Annotated in this window: 17 protein-coding genes and 1 tRNA gene; 13 read left to right on the top strand and 5 right to left on the bottom strand. The window is 72.6% G+C overall.

Annotation, left to right across the window (positions count from 1 at the left end):
- The first annotated feature begins 27 nt into the window (after window positions 1-27).
- From AB0B63_RS21120 to AB0B63_RS21110, 3 genes are all read left to right on the top strand, one after another.
- On the top strand, window positions 28-990 hold the full coding sequence (locus AB0B63_RS21120) for an EamA family transporter (RefSeq protein ID WP_357021251.1): 963 nt from the start codon (window positions 28-30) through the stop codon (window positions 988-990).
- Between the two features lie 136 nt (window positions 991-1,126).
- A complete protein-coding gene (locus tag AB0B63_RS21115) occupies window positions 1,127-1,816 on the top strand; it encodes an HAD family hydrolase (protein WP_357021248.1) in 690 nt (229 codons plus the stop codon).
- Between the two features lie 89 nt (window positions 1,817-1,905).
- The gene (locus AB0B63_RS21110) at window positions 1,906-3,597 is read left to right on the top strand and encodes a S8 family serine peptidase (protein ID WP_357021245.1); all 1,692 of its coding nucleotides are present in this window, start codon (window positions 1,906-1,908) and stop codon (window positions 3,595-3,597) included.
- Window positions 3,598-3,683: 86 nt separating this feature from the next.
- Here the strand turns inward: AB0B63_RS21110 and AB0B63_RS21105 are convergent, their stop codons facing one another.
- A complete protein-coding gene (locus AB0B63_RS21105) occupies window positions 3,684-4,358 on the bottom strand; it encodes a helix-turn-helix domain-containing protein (RefSeq protein ID WP_208567805.1) in 675 nt (224 codons plus the stop codon).
- A 62-nt stretch (window positions 4,359-4,420) separates the two neighbouring features.
- Here AB0B63_RS21105 and cysS point away from each other — a divergent pair, with 62 nt between their 5' ends.
- Entirely contained in the window at window positions 4,421-5,836 is a 1,416-nt protein-coding gene (gene cysS, locus AB0B63_RS21100; RefSeq protein ID WP_219465014.1) for a cysteine--tRNA ligase, read from the top strand.
- Window positions 5,836-6,999 (top strand): 23S rRNA (guanosine(2251)-2'-O)-methyltransferase RlmB, encoded by a 1,164-nt coding sequence (rlmB, locus tag AB0B63_RS21095; protein WP_208567807.1) that lies wholly within the window; start codon window positions 5,836-5,838, stop codon window positions 6,997-6,999. The genes cysS and rlmB overlap by 1 nt, the downstream gene beginning before the upstream one ends.
- A gap of 213 nt (window positions 7,000-7,212) precedes the next feature.
- Here rlmB and ugpC read toward each other — a convergent pair whose 3' ends face one another.
- Entirely contained in the window at window positions 7,213-8,304 is a 1,092-nt protein-coding gene (gene ugpC, locus AB0B63_RS21090; protein WP_208567808.1) for a sn-glycerol-3-phosphate ABC transporter ATP-binding protein UgpC, read from the bottom strand.
- Window positions 8,305-8,670: 366 nt separating this feature from the next.
- Here ugpC and AB0B63_RS21085 point away from each other — a divergent pair.
- From AB0B63_RS21085 to AB0B63_RS21060, 6 genes are all read left to right on the top strand, one after another.
- A tRNA-Thr gene (locus AB0B63_RS21085) sits at window positions 8,671-8,747 on the top strand.
- 169 nt (window positions 8,748-8,916) lie between these two features.
- Window positions 8,917-10,014, top strand: coding sequence for a hypothetical protein (locus tag AB0B63_RS21080; RefSeq protein ID WP_357021240.1), 1,098 nt, complete (start codon window positions 8,917-8,919; stop codon window positions 10,012-10,014).
- Window positions 10,015-10,136: 122 nt separating this feature from the next.
- Complete coding sequence (locus tag AB0B63_RS21075; protein ID WP_357021237.1) at window positions 10,137-10,529, top strand: AraC family transcriptional regulator; 393 nt, start codon at window positions 10,137-10,139, stop codon at window positions 10,527-10,529.
- 35 nt (window positions 10,530-10,564) lie between these two features.
- Window positions 10,565-10,981, top strand: coding sequence for a VOC family protein (locus AB0B63_RS21070; protein ID WP_208567811.1), 417 nt, complete (start codon window positions 10,565-10,567; stop codon window positions 10,979-10,981).
- 67 nt (window positions 10,982-11,048) lie between these two features.
- Window positions 11,049-11,228: a hypothetical protein gene (locus tag AB0B63_RS21065; RefSeq protein WP_357021232.1), complete on the top strand. Its 180-nt coding sequence runs from the start codon at window positions 11,049-11,051 to the stop codon at window positions 11,226-11,228.
- A 2-nt stretch (window positions 11,229-11,230) separates the two neighbouring features.
- Window positions 11,231-11,653, top strand: a complete 423-nt coding sequence (locus AB0B63_RS21060) for an ASCH domain-containing protein (protein WP_208567929.1) — start codon at window positions 11,231-11,233, stop codon at window positions 11,651-11,653.
- 5 nt (window positions 11,654-11,658) lie between these two features.
- On the opposite strand, the gene AB0B63_RS21055 is transcribed toward AB0B63_RS21060, so the two are convergent.
- Together AB0B63_RS21055 and AB0B63_RS21050 are read right to left on the bottom strand one after the other, a co-directional pair.
- A complete protein-coding gene (locus AB0B63_RS21055; RefSeq protein ID WP_208567812.1) occupies window positions 11,659-12,291 on the bottom strand; it encodes a hypothetical protein in 633 nt (210 codons plus the stop codon).
- A 188-nt stretch (window positions 12,292-12,479) separates the two neighbouring features.
- On the bottom strand, window positions 12,480-13,073 hold the full coding sequence (locus tag AB0B63_RS21050; protein WP_357021229.1) for a hypothetical protein: 594 nt from the start codon (window positions 13,071-13,073) through the stop codon (window positions 12,480-12,482).
- Window positions 13,074-13,241: 168 nt separating this feature from the next.
- On the opposite strand from AB0B63_RS21050, the gene AB0B63_RS21045 reads away from it, so the two are divergent.
- Both AB0B63_RS21045 and AB0B63_RS21040 read left to right on the top strand, forming a co-directional pair.
- Window positions 13,242-15,629, top strand: a complete 2,388-nt coding sequence (locus tag AB0B63_RS21045) for a M4 family metallopeptidase (RefSeq protein ID WP_357021226.1) — start codon at window positions 13,242-13,244, stop codon at window positions 15,627-15,629.
- A gap of 115 nt (window positions 15,630-15,744) precedes the next feature.
- Window positions 15,745-16,515 (top strand): enoyl-CoA hydratase/isomerase family protein, encoded by a 771-nt coding sequence (locus tag AB0B63_RS21040; protein WP_357021223.1) that lies wholly within the window; start codon window positions 15,745-15,747, stop codon window positions 16,513-16,515.
- Between the two features lie 281 nt (window positions 16,516-16,796).
- Here the strand turns inward: AB0B63_RS21040 and AB0B63_RS21035 are convergent, their stop codons facing one another.
- On the bottom strand, window positions 16,797-17,240 hold the full coding sequence (locus AB0B63_RS21035; protein WP_357021220.1) for an HNH endonuclease: 444 nt from the start codon (window positions 17,238-17,240) through the stop codon (window positions 16,797-16,799).
- Window positions 17,241-17,726: the final 486 nt, after the last annotated feature.

Below are 17,726 nucleotides of genomic sequence, written 5' to 3'. Positions count from 1 at the left end.
TGCTGATGTCACGCCCGAGGAGCCCCGATGCCGCACCGATCCACCGCCGGCACCGGGCTGGCGCTCGCCCTGCTCTCCGCCGTCACGTTCGCCACCTCCGGCACCTTCGCCCGCTCGCTGATCGAGGCCGGCTGGTCGGCCGAGGCCGTCGTGGTCGCCCGGGTCGGCCTGGCCGCCCTGGTGCTGGCCGTCCCCGCCGTGCTCGCGCTGCGCGGCCGGGCCGGCGTGCTGCGCCGCAACCTCGGCCCGGTCACCGTCTTCGGTCTGCTCGGCGTCGCCACCGCCCAGGCCTGCTTCTTCAACGCCGTCCGCTACCTGCCGGTCGGGGTGGCCCTGCTGCTGGAATACCTCGGCATCATCCTCGTGGTCGGCTGGCTGTGGCTGGTGCACGGGCAGCGCCCCCGCCGGCTCACCGTGGTCGGCTCGCTGGCCGCCCTGGCCGGGCTCGTCCTGGTGCTCGACCTGACCGGCGCGGGCCGGCTCGACCCGGTCGGCGTGCTCTGGGGTCTCGGCGCGGCCGTCGGACTGGCCGGCTACTTCGTCCTCGCCGCGCGGGTCGACGCCGACCTGCCCTCGGTCACCATGGCCAGCGGCGGGATGGCCGTCGGCGCAGCCGTGCTGGCCCTGCTCGGCCTGGTCGGGGTGCTGCCGCTGCGGGCCACCTTCGGCGCGGTCGACTTCGCCGGGCAGCGCACCAGCTGGCTCGTCCCGATCGCCGGGCTGTCACTGATCGCCGCCGTGGTGGCCTACCTGACCGGGATCGCCGCGACCCGCATCCTCGGGGCCCGGCTGTCGTCGTTCGTCGGGCTGACCGAGGTGATGTTCGCGGTGCTCATCGCCTGGCTGGTGCTGGGTGAGCTGCCGGTGCCGGTGCAGCTCGCCGGGGGCGCGCTGATCGTCGCCGGGGTGGCGCTGGTCCGCCTCGACGAGCTGCGCGCGGGCCGCACCGGACAGCCGGCGGCCCGGACGGACGAACCGGCACTGACCTGAGCCGGACCGGGGTGGATCGCCGCCGACCGGACGGTGCCCTGCCCGGCACCGCCGTGGTCGGGGCGGCACGGCCGGCGTGGACGGGGACGACCCGGCCGGCGTGGCCGGGTCGGATGAACGTGAGAGGGTGTCGGGCATGCTCAGCGTGGTGGTGTTCGACGCCGACGAGACCCTGATCGACCTGCGGCCGGCGGTCACCGGCGCCCTGGTGGCCGTACTGGAGGAGATGCGTCGCCGGACCCCGGTGGCGGCCGGGGTGACCCTCGCCGAGGTGGAGTCCGACTGGCAGGCGGTCTTCGGGTCGATGACCGCCGCACCGGTGATGGAGATCCGCCGGGCCGCGCTGGCCCGGTCCCTCGACCGGGCCGGGCTGGTCGGCCAGCTCGACGAGTTCGCCGAACTCTTCTTCACCAGGCGCTACGCGCTCAGCCACCCGTACCCCGACACCCGGCCGGCGCTGGCCGCCCTGCGCGCCGACTTCACCCTCGGGTACGCCACCAACGGCAACAGCCGGGCCGAACGCTGCGGCCTGCCCGGGGAGTTCGCCTTCGAGTTGTACGCCCACGAGGGCGGCCTGCCCAAGAAGCCCGACCCGGCGTTCTACGCCGCGGTCGTCGCCGCCGCCGGGGTGCCGGCGGAACGGATCGCGTACGTCGGCGACTCGATCTCCCACGACGTGCTCGGCCCCCAGCAGGCCGGAATGCGCGGCATCTGGCTCAACCGGCTCGGACTTCCCCTCCCCGACGGGGTACGCCCCGACGCCGAGGTGGCCACGCTCACCGAGCTGCCGGTGGCGCTGCGCAGCCTGCAACCGACGAATGCCTGATGCGGGACCAATTCGGATTTGTATCTGGCGGAATCGTCGCCGGTGCTATGGGATGGCTGCCACGTCCCTCAACGAGAGGATCTGATGTGGTGAGCAAGCGCTTCACCGCCGGAGCCGTCGCGACCGCGGCGGCCCTGGCACTTACGGTGACCGGCCTGACCGTCCCGGCGAACGCCGGGCCGACCACCAGCCGTACGTTCACCGTGGTGGCCGAGGACGGCGTCTCGGCGGACGCGGCGATCGCCGCGATCCGCGCCGCCGGTGGCACCGTCGTGTCCCGTACGGACGACGTCGGTCTGTTCCAGGTCACCAGCGACCGGGCCGACTTCGCCGGACGGGTCACCGCCGCTTCCGCGCTGGTCGGCGCGGCCGAGCAGCGGGCCATCGGCCGCAAGCCCAAGCTGGACCGGGTCGCGCAGGAGAACCTGCTGACCCAGACCAAGCAGGCGGTCAAGGCCAAGGGCAACGCCAACGGCAAGAAGCTCGACCCGCTCGACGACAAGCTCTGGGGCCTCGGCATGATCGGGGCCGACAAGGCCCGCAAGGTCATGCCGGGCGACAAGCGGGTCACCGTCGGCATCCTGGACACCGGCGTCGACGCCAGCCAGCCCGACCTCGCGCCCAACTTCAACTGGGCGCTGTCGCGCAACTTCGCCCCGGACATCGCCGACGTCGACGGCCCGTGCGAGGTGGCGAGCTGCCTCGACCCGGTCGGCACCGACGACGGCGGGCACGGCACCCACGTCGCCGGCACCATCGGTGCGGCGGCCAACGGCTTCGGCCTGTCCGGCGTGGCCCCGAACGTGTCGCTGGTGGAGCTCAAGGGCGGTCAGGACTCGGGCTACTTCTTCCTCAACCCGGTCGTCAACGCCCTGGTGCACGCCGGCAAGTCCGGCCTCGACGTGGTGAACATGTCGTTCTACGTCGACCCGTGGCTCTACAACTGCACCGCGAACCCGGCCGACTCGCCCGAGTCGCAGGCCGAGCAGCGGGCCGTCATCAAGGCAATGAAGCGGGCCCTGAACTTCGCCCACAACAAGGGCGTCACCCTGGTCGGCTCGCTCGGCAACAACCACGAGGACCTCGGCGCACCCCGTACCGACGTGTCCAGCCCGGACTACGGCGCCGACCCGTACCCGCGCCCGATCGACAACGACAGCTGCTGGGACTTCCCGGTGGAGGGCCCGCACGTGATCGGCGTGTCCGCCGTCGGCCCGTCCGGCAAGAAGTCCGACTACTCCAACTACGGCACCGAGCAGATCTCGGTCGCCGCGCCGGGTGGCTGGTTCCGCGACGGCTTCGGCACCGACACCTACCGCACCGACGCCAACATGATCCTCTCCACGTACCCGAAGAAGGTGCTCCAGGAGGAGGGGTCGGTCGACGAGAACGGCAACGTCGTGCCGGGCTTCGAGAACTCGGTGTTCAAGCAGTGCACCACCGCCGGTGAGTGTGGCTACTACACCTACCTGCAGGGCACCTCGATGGCGTCGCCGCACGTCAGCGGGGTCGCCGCGCTGATCGTCAGCAAGTGGGGCAAGAAGGAGGGGCGTGACGGCTACGGCCTGGCGCCGGCCAAGGTGGAGCAGCACCTCTACCGGACCGCCGCCGAGCACGCCTGCCCCGAGCCGCGCCTGCAGAGCTACGCCAACGAGGGCCGGTCGACCGAGTTCGACGCGTACTGCGCCGGGTCGCTGAACTTCAACGGCTTCTACGGGTACGGCATCGTGGACGCGAACGCCGCGGTGCGCAGCCCGCTCAAGCCGAACGTCGCTCCCTGACGTTCGACAGCACGGCCTGACCGCTCGACGGAGAGGCCCGGACGACCCCTGGTCGTGCGGGCCTCTCCGCGCATCTGACCTCCGGCTCAGGACAGGGCGGTGGCGATCGTCCGGGCGGCGGTGGTGACCTGCGGGCCGACCGTGTCGACCGGCAGCGGGGCCAGCGAGATCACCCCGACGCTCGCCTCCAGGCCGGGCACCCCGAGCACCGGCGCGGCCACCCCGTACGCCCCGGCCTGGAGTTCCCCGGCGGTGCTCACCGGGGCGGTGAGGCCGGCCCGCCCGGCGAGGACGGCCCGCCCGGCGGCCCCGCGTTCCAGCGGGTGCCGGGTGCCCGGCCGGTACGCCACGTGGAACGACGTCCAGCTCGGCTCGACCACGGCCAGGGCCACCCCTTCGCCGCCCTCCACCACGGTCAGGTGCGCGGTCGCCCCGGTCTGCTCGGCGAGCCGCCGCAGCGCGGGCAGCGCCCCCTCGGCGAGCAGCGGTTGGGCCCGTCGGGCCAGGTGCAGCACGCCGACACCGAGACGCAACCGACCGTCACCGCCCCGGCGCAGCATCCCGTGCCCGGTCAGCGCGCCGACCAGCCGGTAGACGGCGGCCCGGCCGATGCCGAGCCGGTGGGCGGCCTCGGTGACGGTCAACCCGGCCGACGCGTCGGCGACCAGGTGCAGCAGGCGCAGGCCCCGGTCCAGGGTCTGCGCCGTCTCGCCGCCCGCAGGCGTCTGGTTGCCCGGCTCGCCGGGGGCCGTCGTCTCCACAGCAGGAGCGTACGACCCGGCTCGGGCAGACCCCGGGGAGCACGGACAGCTACCCTTGTACGGTGACGCTACGCCTGTATGACACCGCCACCCGATCGGTGCGGGACTTCGTCCCGCGGGAATCCGGCAAGGTGGGGGTCTACCTGTGTGGTCTCACCCTCCAGGCCCCGCCGCACATCGGTCACCTTCGCTCCGGTGTCAACTACGACGTGTTGCGGCGCTGGCTGTCGGCCGCCGGCTTCGAGGTCACCTTCATCCGCAACGTGACCGACATCGACGACAAGGTCCTCGTCAAGGCGCAGGAGCAGGGCCGTCCGTTCTGGTCCATCGCGTACGCCAACGAGCTGGCGTTGGCCCGGTCCTACCGGGCGCTGAACGTGCTGCCGCCGACGTACGAGCCGCGGGCCACCGGGCACATCCCGGAGATGCACGAGCTGATCGCCCGGCTGATCGAGACCGGGCACGCCTACCCGGCCACCGACGGCTCCGGCGACGTCTACTTCGACGTGGCCTCCTGGCCGGCGTACGGGTCGCTGTCCGGTCAGTCGCCGGACGACATGCAGTCCGCCGGGGACGCCCCCGAGCGGGGCAAGCGGGACCCCCGGGACTTCGCGCTGTGGAAGGGCGTCAAGCCGGACGAGCCGGCCGACGCCTACTGGCCGTCCCCGTGGGGCCGGGGTCGCCCCGGCTGGCACATCGAGTGCTCGGCGATGTGCCAGCGTTACCTGGGGGCCGAGTTCGACATCCACGGCGGTGGGCTCGACCTGATCTTCCCGCACCACGAGAACGAGATCGCCCAGTCGCAGGCCGCCGGGCTGCCATTCGCCCGCTGGTGGGTGCACCACGGGCTGCTCAGCATCGGCGGCGCCAAGATGGGCAAGTCGCTCGGCAACGCCCTCGACCTGAGCTACGTCGACTCGCTCGGGGTGCGCCCGGTGGAGCTGCGTTACTACTACGCGGCGGCGCACTACCGGTCCCGGATCGACTACTCGGAGGACGCGCTGCGCGAGGCGGCGGTGGCCTACCGGCGGATCGAGGGGTTCGTCCAGCGGGCCGTCGAGCGGGTCGGCCCGGGGCAGTTCGGGGAGCTGCCGGCGGCTTACGTCGCCGCGATGGACGACGACCTCAACACCTCCGCCGCACTGGCCGTCCTCCAGGCGACGCTGCGTGACGGCAACACCGCGCTGGCCGAGGGGGACGATGTGACCGTCCGCACGACCCTCGCCGCCACCCGGGCGATGCTGGATATCCTCGGTGTGGACCCCCTCGACCCGGCCTGGGCCGGCGGCGGCCGTGCCGACGACCTGCGCGGCGTGGTGGACTCCCTGATCGCGCTGGCCCTGGAGCAGCGCGCGCAGGCCCGTAGCCGTAAGGACTGGGCTGCCGCCGACGCCGTCCGCGACCAGCTCAAGCTGGCCGGCGTGGTCGTCGAGGACACCCCCCAGGGCCCCCGTTGGACTATTGGAGAGCAGGACTGATGGCCGGCAACTCGCAGCGCCGTGGCCGGCGACTGACGCCGAAGGCGGGTGCCCCCAAGGGCTCCGGTGGCAAGAACAAGGACTCCCTCGCGGGCCGGGGCAAGACCCTGCCCGCCGACGAGCGACCCTGGCACAAGGCGTACTCGGGCACCGAGAAGCTGCCCCAGCGCACCGCCTGGAAGCAGGACAAGGAGCGCAGGGCGGCGGTCGAGGAGGGCCGGGCCCCCAAGATCGGCCAGCCCGGCACCAAGGACACCACCTGGGGCAAGGGCACCCGGGGGATGGCCCCGGTCCGGGCCGGTGCGGGTGGTCGCGGTGGCGCGGGTGGTCGCGGTGGCGCAGGCGGTCGGGCCGGCGCGGGTACGGGCCGTGGTGGTCCCCGGGTCGCGCCGGGGCGTAAGTCGAACCCGTCCCGGGACACCCCGGAGCTGCTCGTCGGCCGGAACCCGGTGCTGGAGGCGTTGCGCGCCCAGGTGCCGGCGACCGCGCTGTATTCCGCGCAGGGCATCGACGCCGACGACCGGATCAACGAGATCACCCGGACGGCCGCCGACCGGGGCATCGCCATCCTGGAGATCAGCCGGGCCGAGCTGGACCGGATGACCGGCGGTGTGCTGCACCAGGGCGTCGGCCTCCAGGTGCCGCCGTTCGCCTACGAGACCTTCGAGGACCTGGTGGCCGCCGCGCTGGAGCAGGCAGCCCCGCTGCTGGTCGCGCTGGACGGGGTCACCGACCCGCGCAACCTGGGTGCGGTGATCCGGTCGGCTGCCGCGTTCGGTGCGCAGGGTGTCTTCGTACCCGAGCGTAGGGCCGCCGGGATCACCGCGACCGCCTGGCGGACCAGTGCCGGTGCGGCGGCACGGGTGCCGGTCGCCCAGGTCACCAACCTGACCCGGTCGCTCAAGGCGTGCCAGGAGGCCGGCTTCATGGTGGTCGGCCTGGACGCCGACGGCGACACCGACCTGTACGACCTGGAGGCGGCCGTCGGTCCGCTGGTCGTGGTGGTCGGCTCCGAGGGGCGTGGCCTGTCCCGGCTGGTCGGGGAGACCTGCGACCTGACCGTCAGCATCCCGATGATCTCCGAAGTGGAGTCGCTGAACGCCAGCGTCGCCGCCGCCGTCACCCTCGCCGAGGTGGCCCGCCGCCGCGCTGCGGAAGGCTGACCGGCCGCCTCGCCGCCGCCGTCACTTTCGCCGAGGTGGCCCGCCGCCACGCTGCGGAGGGCTGACCGGCCGCCGGCACCGGCGCGCCCGGCCAGCTTTCCCGGCGGTGCGAACCGGGCCGTCCCGGGACGGCCACGCGCCGGCACCGCCGGGACGACAGACGAAGAAAGGGGCGGTCCGCCGAAGCGGACCGCCCCTTTTCGCGCGGTGGAATCAGATGCGGTGGCCGGTGGCCGCGTTGAAGACGTGGCTGCGGCCGGCACGCGGCTTGACGAACACGGTGTCACCCATGTTCGGCATGGTCCGCCGGTCGGTGCGGACCACGAAACGCTCCTCGTGGCCCTCCAGCGCGGCGTGACCGTAGACGTTGGCGTCCGAGCCGAGGTCCTCGACCAGCTCGACCACGACCGGCATGCCGCCCTCGGTCGGGCTGACCAGGTCGCAGTCCTCCGGCCGGAAGCCGACGGTGACCTTGTCGTTGCCACCCTCGCCCCGGGCCGCCTCGACCTGCTCGCGGGTCAGCGGGATGTGCAGCTCGGCGAAGGCCGCGCCCCGCTCGTTCAGCGGAACGGTCTTGATGTTCATGGCGGGGGAGCCCATGAAACCGGCGACGAAGACGTTGGCCGGGGTGTCGTAGAGCGCCCGGGGGGTGTCCACCTGCTGCAGGACGCCGTCGAGCATGACCGCCACCCGGTGGCCCATGGTCATGGCCTCGACCTGGTCGTGGGTGACGTAGACCGTGGTGATGCCGAGCTTCGCCTGGAGCGAGGCGATCTGGGTACGGGTCTGCACGCGGAGCTTGGCGTCGAGGTTCGACAGCGGCTCGTCCATGAGGAAGACCTGCGGCTCGCGGACGATCGCCCGGCCCATCGCGACACGCTGACGCTGACCACCGGAGAGCGCCTTCGGCTTGCGGCTGAGGTACTCGTCCAGCTGGAGCAGCCCGGCTGCCTCCTTGACCCGACGGTCGATCTCCGCCTTGGGGGTCTTGCGCAGCTTGAGGGCGAACGCCATGTTCTCGTACACCGACATGTGCGGGTAGAGGGCGTAGTTCTGGAAGACCATCGCGATGTCGCGGGCCTTCGGCGGGAGGTGGGTGACGTCCCGCTCGTCGATGTAGATCGCGCCGTCGTCGACGTCCTCCAGCCCGGCGAGCATCCGCAGGCTGGTGGACTTGCCGCAACCCGACGGGCCGACCAGGACGAGGAACTCCCCGTCGCCGATCTGGAGGTCGAGCTGGTTGACCGCGGGGCGTTCGGTGCCCGGGTAGATCCGGGAGGCCTTCGCGTACGTGACCGTAGCCATGGTGGTGCGCTTCCTTTCACCGGCAGGAACGTGCCGGACGATCCGAGTGAAGGAGCTGTCGGCACCCACGGTGCCGACCCACGGACCACCTCCGGGAGGCAGCCGCAGCCGACCCCGGGTGTCATCCGTGTCACTGCACGGTAAACGGGATTTCCAGCCATGCCAAGACGGGATACATCGAGTGGGACGGACGGCATACGCATTTCGGTCAGGCGGGCACGGCCGGGCATCAATCCCCTCGCCTGACAGGGGTGCGGTACGCCGATTCGTCGGTGGGACGGGCAGAAGATTGACGTTTTCCATGCTCGGGGACCCTGCCGGCCGGGATTTCCCGACGTCAGTCGCTATGCTGACGTCGCACCACGCGCCCCTGTAGCTCAGCTGGCCAGAGCACTCGCCTTGTAAGCGAGATGTCGCCGGTTCGATCCCGGCCGGGGGCTCCAATTCCACAGCACGGCCGCCATTGGCGTTGCCGCCTGTCGATCCGTCGACATCCGTCGGGCGCGCTCCTGCCGCCACCACCGCCCTGCGTGACCGAATGGTCACTTCCGGTGGATGAATCGAGCTGGTTGAGTGGAGGGACCCACCCCACCGGCTGAGACGGGCTGCCTCATGATCCTCATCGCCCCGCGTCGACTGTGCACCATCCTCACCGCCGGCCTGCTGGCGGCGACGTTGCTCGCGCCCGGCGTAGCCATGGCCGCGCCGAGGACGGGCAGTGTCCCGGCCTGCCTGATGCATCCGCTGCCCCTGCCGGCCGGTGGGGGCCTGGCCTGGGACGCGATGTTCGTCGACCCGGCCGGCCGGTTCATCGTCGGCACCGGTCGGCGGGCCACCGACCAGGGGCAGGAGCCGGTGCTGGTGCGGTGGGACGGTCCCCGCGTCACCGTGTTGACGAGATCACCCGGGCTGCTGGTGGCCGTCAACCGGCACGGCGTCCTGGTCGGTGACAGCTCGACCGGCGCCGGCAACCGACCGTGGCGTTTCCGGGACGGCCGGGTGGAGTGGCTGCCCCTGCCGCCGAACGGGATCGGCGGCTATGTCACGGCCGTCAACAGCCGGGGGGACATCGTCGGCTTCGGCGGCTACCTGGAGTACCCGGTGACCCTGCGCTGGCCGGTCGACCGGCCGGACACCGTCGAGGTCCTCGAGCCCGGCGGCCTCCCGGTGGCGATCCTCGACGACGGCACCATCGTCGGCGAGGTCCCCGGCGAGGAGGACCGTTCGTCGCACGGTCCCGGAGCGCGTGGTCCCGGTGCGCGTGGTGCCGGTGCGCGTGGTGCCGGCGGGGAGCGCGGGGTCGCCCCGCCGCCCATCGCCTGGGTGCGGCGTCCCGACGGGCGGGTCGACCGGCTCACCGCGCCCGGCGCGGTGAAGTCGACGGTGCGGGTGGCCCGGGGGAACTGGGCGGTCGGCCAGGTCGCCGACACGGCGGACGGGCAGTACGGGCAGATGGTGCGCTGGGACCTGCGCACCGGGGTGGCGACGCCGGTCAGACCGGGACTGATCGCCATGACGGGCGTCAACGCATCCGGTGGACTGCTCTCCGACTCGGTGGTCGATCACCTTGACCGCCGGGTGCCGCTGCGCAGCGTCGTCTCGGGCCCGGTGAACCGCGTCGTCGCCGAGGCGATCGCCGACAACGGTCTGGTCGTCGGCCGGGCCGTCGGCCGGCAGGTCTCCCTCCCGGTCCGGTGGAGCGGCTGCTGAGCGGTCCGGATCTCCGCAGGGCGCGTCGTCGCCGGTCGCGGCGGGACCACGCCGGCCGGTCCGGCTGGGTAGCCTGGTCGGCGCGGAGCTAGGACGACGGGCGGGGGCCGATGAGTCGTGCGGTGGAGCAGTCGAACCGGGCCATGTTGCGGGCCCGGGACGCGATGGACCGGGCGTACGCGCAGCCGTTGGACATCCCGGCGCTGGCCCGGATCGCGCTGGTCTCCGAGGCGCACTTCATCCGCACCTTCCGGGCCACCTTCGGCGAGACCCCGCACCGCTACCTGCAACGACGTCGGGTGGAACGGGCGATGTCGATGCTTGTGGAGACCGACCGGGACGTCACGGAGATCTGTTACGCCGTCGGGTTCAGCAGTCTCGGCTCGTTCAGCCGTACCTTCCGGCAGATCGTCGGGGAGTCGCCCACCGGATACCGCAGCAGCCGGTCGGCGGGCGACCTGCCGGTGCCGAGTTGCTTCGCCAAAGCCTGGACCAGGCCCAGCAGTTTTGGATAAGCAGCAGGTCAGGGGCCTGGCATAGCGTTCCCGGCATGACGATGAACGCGATCACCCGGTCCCAGCTCTACGTCCTCGACCAGGACGAGGCGCTCGACTTCTATGTCGGCAAGCTGGGCTTCGAGGTCAATACCGACCAGGATCTGGGCTTCATGCGGTGGCTGACGGTCAACGTGCCCGGCGATCCGCAGCGGGAGGTGCTGCTGGAGAAGCCCGGCCCGCCCGCGCTGGACCCGGCGACCGCCGAGCAGGTCCGGGAGCTGCTGACCAAGGGCGCGATCGGCGGGTGGCTCAGCATCACCACCGACGACGCCCACAAGACGTACGAGGATCTGGTCGGCAAGGGCGTCGACATCACCGACGAGCCGACCGAGCGGCCGTACGGCATCGACTTCGGCATCCGGGACCCGTTCGGCAACCGGATCCGCATCGGCCAGATGTTCGCCCGCTGAGGGCGGCGGGGGTCGGGAGGCGCGGGTCACGCTCGCGCCTCCCGACTCCGACGAGGTGGCGACGGGTGTGCGGCTGTTCTGCCTGGCCCGGCACGGCGAGCAGGAGGGTCGTTCGGCCGACGGTGGGCGCTGCGCCCGGGTCGCCGGCGATGCCGGTCGGCCGGACCGGGGTGCTGGTGTCGGCGTGCAGGGCGGCGGCGAATACCGGGTGTGGGTGGCGGGGCCGGCGGCTACGGTCGCCCGATGACCATGCCGAGTTTTCCCGATCTGCCGAAGTGTGAGTTCGCCTTTCCCGGCCCGCTGCGCGACCAGCTCGTGGCCGCCGTGCTCAGCGGGGAGAAGATCTCCACCACCGGTCTGCTCCAGGATTATGAGCGTGATGGTGAGGCGCTGCCGGTCGTGGGTGACCGGTCGGTGGTGGTCGACTCCGCCGACCGTCCGGTCGCGGTGATCGAGGTGACCGAGGTGCGGTTGGTCCGGCTCGGCGACGTCGACCTCGATCACGCCCGGGACGAGGGGGAGGGGTACGACTCGGTGGCGGCCTGGCGGGCCGGCCACGAGAGTTACTGGCACGGGCCGGACTATCTGGGTTGGCTCGGCGACCCGGGGTTCCGGGTGGACGACGACACCGTCGCCGTGGTCGAGCGTTTCCGGGTGGTCGGGGGCGACTGACCCGGTCAGCCGGTGGGCTGTTCCAGCTCGTCGCGTACCGCCAGGAAGTCGTCCTTGCGGTCGGGCTGTTTGGTGGGGGTGAGGAAGACCACCACCCCGGCGATCTCGGGGTCGGCCCAGGCGCAGGCGGTGAGGTGACCTTCGTCGGCGGTGCGTCCCCGCCCGCAGCGGGCCTCGCCGCCGAACCGGCCGAACTCCACCGACCGGGGTTTGGGGATCCGGTAGGGCTTCAGCAACAGGGCCAGGGTGGCCTGCGGGTCGGCGATCCGGCCGGAGACGGCGCTCACCATGATCGTCTCGGGGCCGCTCCGGCCCCGGCTGTACGTCGCCTCGACGGTGCTGGTGGCCGGGGCGGCTTGCCGGGTCAGCTCGTCGAGCCGGAACCGGGGCAGCCCGGCCGGCAGCGGCGCACCGGAGCGGGGCAGGTCGAGCAGGGTGTCCGGGGTCCGCAACGTCCGCGCCGCCGGGGTGGGGGCGGGGCCCGCCGGCTGCCCGGTGTCGGACACCGCGCAGCCGGCGACCAGGGCGGCGGCGACCAGGGCGGGCAGCGCCCCGGTGAGGCCGAGCGGTCGGCGCGGTGCCGCCGGGTGCCGCCGGGCTGCCGGGCGGCGCGGACCGGCGGGTCGTCTCTTCGGCACAACGCTCCTCGCGGGAATCGGAGCGGGTAGGTTATCCGACCAGTGTCGCCCCGGTTCGTCGTCGGTCCCCCATGTCGCCGTGGGCGGGTTTCCGGTCCGGGGGCACCGGGTGTGGTCGGGCGACGGGCACCGCACCCCGGGTCGGGTGCGGTGCCCGTTCGGCGGTTCGACGGCCACCGCGTCGGTGGTCAGCCGGTCGTGGTGGTCTTCAGTAGCAGGGCGGCCAGTTGGGGTGCGGCGGCCGGCGGTTGCGGACCGCTCGGGCAGTCGGACCACTCGACGATGCGGGTCCCGACGGTGAGTTGGTAGGAGTAGGTGTCCGCGCAGCGGCCGTCGGGCGGGCCGCCACGGCTGCGGGTGGCCGGGCCGGTGAGCGTCCGGAGCTGGTCGAGCTGTGCCGGGGTGAGCCGGCCGGTACGGGTCGTGCCGGCCCGGTCGGTCGTGGTCCACCGACCGTCGGGCTCGACGGTCACCGTGTCGCGGTTCCCGGCGAAACCTCCGGAGCGGGTCAGGGTGACCCGGTCGACGGTGGTGGCGGACCCGGTGCCGCCGGGGCCCCGCGTGGTGCCGGCTTCGGTCGTCGCGCCCGGGGTGACGCCACCGGCCGCGGCGGTCGGAGCGGCGGGGGTGGTGGTGGCCGGGGCGCCGGGGGTGGGGGTGGTGGCCGTCCCGGTGGGGGCGGTGGACGGCGTCGCAGGTGAGCCCGGGTCACTCGCTGAGCAGCCGGTCAGCAGGCCGAGGGAAACCGTGATCGTGGTCAGGACCAGGGCGGATGATCTCATGCCGTTCCGACGCGCATCGACGTCAATCGGTTCCCTGGGCAAGGTGCCTCCTCCGTTCGGCCAGTGTCGTGTCATGGAACCGTTCCATCCCTTCTCTTTTCTTCGATGTATCGCTATATCTACATGCGTGACCACCCCCGTCACATCTTTCCCTTGCCAGGAGGGCACGTGAAAAGACCCCTCGCCGCCGTCAGCACAGCTCTGCTCACCAGCGGATTGCTGACCTGCGTCGCCACCGCAGCGCAGGCGGCCCCGGCCGCCCCCGCTCCGGACACCGCCCCTGCCGCCCGCGCCGAGAGTCTGCTGCGCAGCAACCCCGGTGCCGTGCAGGGCGCGAGCGGAGAGGCCTACCAGGCCGTCCGCACCAAGGTCGACGCCAACGGCGCCGCGCACGTCCGCTACACCCGCACCTACCAGGGTCTGCGGGTGTACGGCGGTGACTTCGTCATCCACACCGCGCCCAACGGGACCCTCGCCGGCACCTCGGTCGGCCTGTCCGCTCCGCTCGCCCTGGGCACCACCGCCAAGATCAGCCCGGCGGCGGCCAAGGCGACGGCCCGCAAGGCGTTCTCCGGCAAGATCACCGAGGTGGGTACGCCGGAACTGTTCGTCGACGCCACCTCCGGCAAGGGCCGGCTCGCCTGGGAGACCGTGCTGTCCGGCTGGAAGGCCGACCAGCAGACCCCGTCGAAGCTGCACGTCATCACCGACGCCAGCACCGGCCGGGTCATCGGCGCGCACGACGAGATCGAGTCCGTGGTCGGCAGCGGCCAGGGCATCTACACCGGCTCGGTCAGCATCGACACCACGCTCTCCGGCAGCACCTACCAGATGATCGACCCGTCGCACGGCAACGGCCGCACCTGCGACATGAACAACGGCACCAGCACCTGCACCACGTTCACCGACGCCGACAACGCCTGGGGCGACGGCACCAACACCAACCGGCAGTCCGCCGGCGTCGACGCCCACTTCGGTGCGGCCAAGACGTTCGACTACTTCAAGAACGTGCACGGCCGCAACGGCATCTTCGGCAACGGCGCGGGCGTGCCCAGCCGGGTTCACTACGGCCGCAACTACATCAACGCCTTCTGGGACGGCGCCCAGATGACCTACGGCGACGGCGCCAGCAACTCCCGGCCGCTGGTCTCCCTCGACGTGGCCGGCCACGAGATGAGCCACGGCGTCACCGAGGCCGTCTCCGGCCTGGTCTACTCCGGCGAGTCGGGTGGCCTCAACGAGTCCACCAGCGACATCTTCGGCAACATGGTCGAGTTCTACGCCGCCGCGCCGAGCGACCCGGGCGACTACCAGGTCGGCGAGAAGATCAACATCAACGGCAACGGCACCCCGCTGCGCTACATGTACAACCCGTCGCTGGACGGCTCGTCCGACTCGTGCTGGAGCACCAGCACCAAGAACAAGGACGTGCACTACTCCTCCGGTGTCGGCAACCACTTCTTCTTCAACCTCGCCGAGGGCACCGGCGCCACGTCGTACGGCACCTCGCCGGTCTGCGGCTCCGCCCCGGCGGTCACCGGCATCGGCCGGGAGAAGGCCGAGAAGATCTGGTTCCGCGCCCTGGACGTGTACTTCACCTCCAACACGTCGTACGTCAACACCAGCACCCCGGCCAACACCGCCCGCGCGTACAGCCTCAAGGCGGCGACCGACCTGTACGGCAGCTGCTCCACGGAGTACAAGGCCGTTCAGGCGGCGTGGACCGCGGTCAACGTGGCCGGCAGCGACGCCCCCTGCTCCTCCACCGGTAACGACTTCTCCGTCTCGCTCTCCCCGACCTCCGGTTCGGTGACCGCGGGCGGTTCGGTCGCCACCACCGTCGCCACCGCGACCACCAGCGGCACCGCGCAGACCGTGACGTTCTCCGCGTCCGGCCTGCCGACCGGCGCGACCGCGACGTTCAGCCCGGCCTCGGTGACCTCGGGCGCCTCGTCGACCCTGACCATCGCCACCTCGGCCAGCACCCCGGCCGGCAGCTACCCGGTGACGGTCACCGGCACCGGCGCGGTGGCCCACTCGGCCAGCTACACGCTGATCGTGAGCAGTGTCGGTGGCAGCTGCACCGCCGGCCAGCTCCTGGGCAACCCCGGCTTCGAGTCCGGCAACACGGTCTGGGCGGCCAGCACGGGCGTCATCGGGCAGAACGGCGCCAGCCAGCCCACCCACGGTGGCACCTGGAACGCCTGGCTGGGCGGCACCGGTGGCACCCTGACCGAGACGCTCTCCCAGTCGGTGAGCGTGCCGGCCGGCTGCTCGACGTACAACTTCAGCTTCTGGCTGCACATCGACACCCGGGAGGTCAGCTCCACCACCGCGTACGACAAGCTGACCGTGCAGGTGCTCAACTCCTCCGGCACCGTGCTGGCGACCCTGGCGACCTACTCGAACCTGAACAAGGCCACCGGGTACACCCAGCGCTCGTTCTCGCTGGCCGCGTACGCCGGCCAGAGCGTGACCCTGAAGTTCACCGGCACCGAGGACGCCTCGCTGCGGACGTCCTTCGTGGTCGACGACACCGCGCTCGACGTCTCCTGACCTGATCGTCGTGCCGGCGGGCCCGACGGCCACCCCTCCCGGGTGGTCGTCGGGCCCGCGCCGTTATGGTCGCCGCACCGACGCGGCACGTGCCGGTGCGGCGACGAGAGGGGTGGTGGCGGTGTCGGACGCGGAGTTGACCGTCGGGGTGACCGGCGCGGTGGCGACGGTGACGATCCGGAACCCGGGCCGGCGCAACGCGATGACCCCGGCCATGTGGCGTCGGCTGCCGGTGCTGCTGGACGGGCTGGAGGCCGACCCGGCCGTGCGCGCCCTGGTGCTCACCGGTGCCGACGGGGCGTTCTGCGCCGGTGCCGACCTCGGCGCTCTCGACGAGCTGCTGGACGCGCACGGCGACGCGGGCATCGCGGTCGCCGCCGAGGAGCGGTTGGCGGCGTTCGCCAAGCCCACCGTCGCGGCGGTGCAGGGCCCCTGTGTGGGTGGTGGTTGTCTGCTCGCGGTCGCCTGTGACCTGCGGATCGTCGCCCCGGACGCCCGATTCGGGGTGCCGCCGGCCCGGCTCGGGCTGGTCTATCCGGCACCCAGCACCCGACGGTTGACCCGGCTCGTCGGCCCGTCCACGGCCAAGTTCCTGATCTTCACCGCCGAGTTGATCGACGCCGAACGGGCGCTGCGGGTCGGCCTGGCCGACGAGGTGGCCGACGACCTGACCGGCCGGGTCACCGCGATCACCGCCGCCATCGCCGCGCGCTCCCAGCTCAGCGTCGCCGCCGCCAAGGAGATCATCGACGACCGGGCCGGACCGGCCAGGATCGCCTGGTGGCACCGCAAGGTGCAGGACAGCGGCGAGGCCCGGGAGGGCGTCGCCGCCCACCACGAACGCCGCCCACCCGACTTCCCCTGGTCGCCGTCCGCCCCCCACTGACCTGTCCGCCGCCCGGCTGACCCTCCCCGCCGGGCTGCCACCGTCGTGATGGGGGCACTTTCGTGGTTGTAGTGGCAACGGAGCGGACGGATGCCACTACAACCACGAAAGTGAGTCGATCACGGTGGCGCGGGTCTGCGGCGGGGCCGGGCCGGAGGTGGTGCGGGGCTGGGTTCTCGTGGGTCCGGCGGGGTGGTGAGGGCCGGTGGGGTGGTGAGGGCCGGCGGGCGTCGCGCCGGGGCGTACCCGACGCGACCCCCTGTGCCCGCCGGCCGGTCCCGTCACCGCCCGGCGAGGCTCGCCCAGCTGGGCGTCGCGGGCTCCCGCCGCAGCGGCATGCCGGCCTCGGCCGGCGTCCGGTCCCCCTTGCGCTGGTTGCACCCGTAGCAGGCGGCGGTGGTGTTCCGCCAGGTGTTCCGGCCGCCGCGCGAGCGGGGCAGCACGTGGTCGACGGTGCCGGCCGGCCCGCCGCAGTACGCGCACCGCCCACCGTCGCGGCGCAACACCCCCGCCCGGGACCAGGCCGGCCCGGCGCTGAACCGCCAACGGGTGACGACGTACCGGACGAGGCGGACCACCCGGGGGACGGGGAAGACCCCGATCACCCGGTCCGGCTCGGCCTCGTGGATCTCGGCGACCCGACGGCACAGCATCCGGATCGCGTGTTGAACGGTGACCCGGTGCAGCGGGCCGAGGTCGGCGTTGATGACGAGGACGGCGTCCACCGGGCTCTCCCTTCACGGTCGGCGGTCGATCGGTCTGTCGGGCCGGTCGGCGGGGCCGCCCGTCCGGAGTGGGACCGGGTCGGACGGGCCCAATGCCGGGTCCGGGTGTCGGCCCCGGACGACGAAGGCCGCCCGGTCCTCAGGTGGGACGGGGCGGCCGGCGCGTACGGGCACGCGTCAGTCGGGATTCCCGTCCCGGGGGTGTTCGGCTCGGTAACCGTCGATGGGTAGCGTCGACCACGCGCTGGTGTGGTGCGGCGACGTCATGGCGTGCTCCCGGTTCGACTGGTTGACCTTGCGCGGACCACGGTAGGCGTGGCGCTGTGGGCGGGCAACGCATTTCGATGCCCACGCTGCTCCAGGCCCCGCACCCGACGCGGGTCGACCGGAGCCCCGCCCTGCTGCCGCCCCCCGCCCTGCTGCCGCCCCCCGCCCTGCTGCCGCCCCCCGCCCTGCTGCCGCCCCCCGCCCTGCTGCCGCCCCCCG

The organism is Micromonospora sp. NPDC049081 (genome assembly GCF_040648835.1).
Lineage (GTDB): Bacteria > Actinomycetota > Actinomycetes > Mycobacteriales > Micromonosporaceae > Micromonospora > Micromonospora antibiotica.
This window is presented reverse-complemented; position numbering and strand designations above follow the sequence as displayed.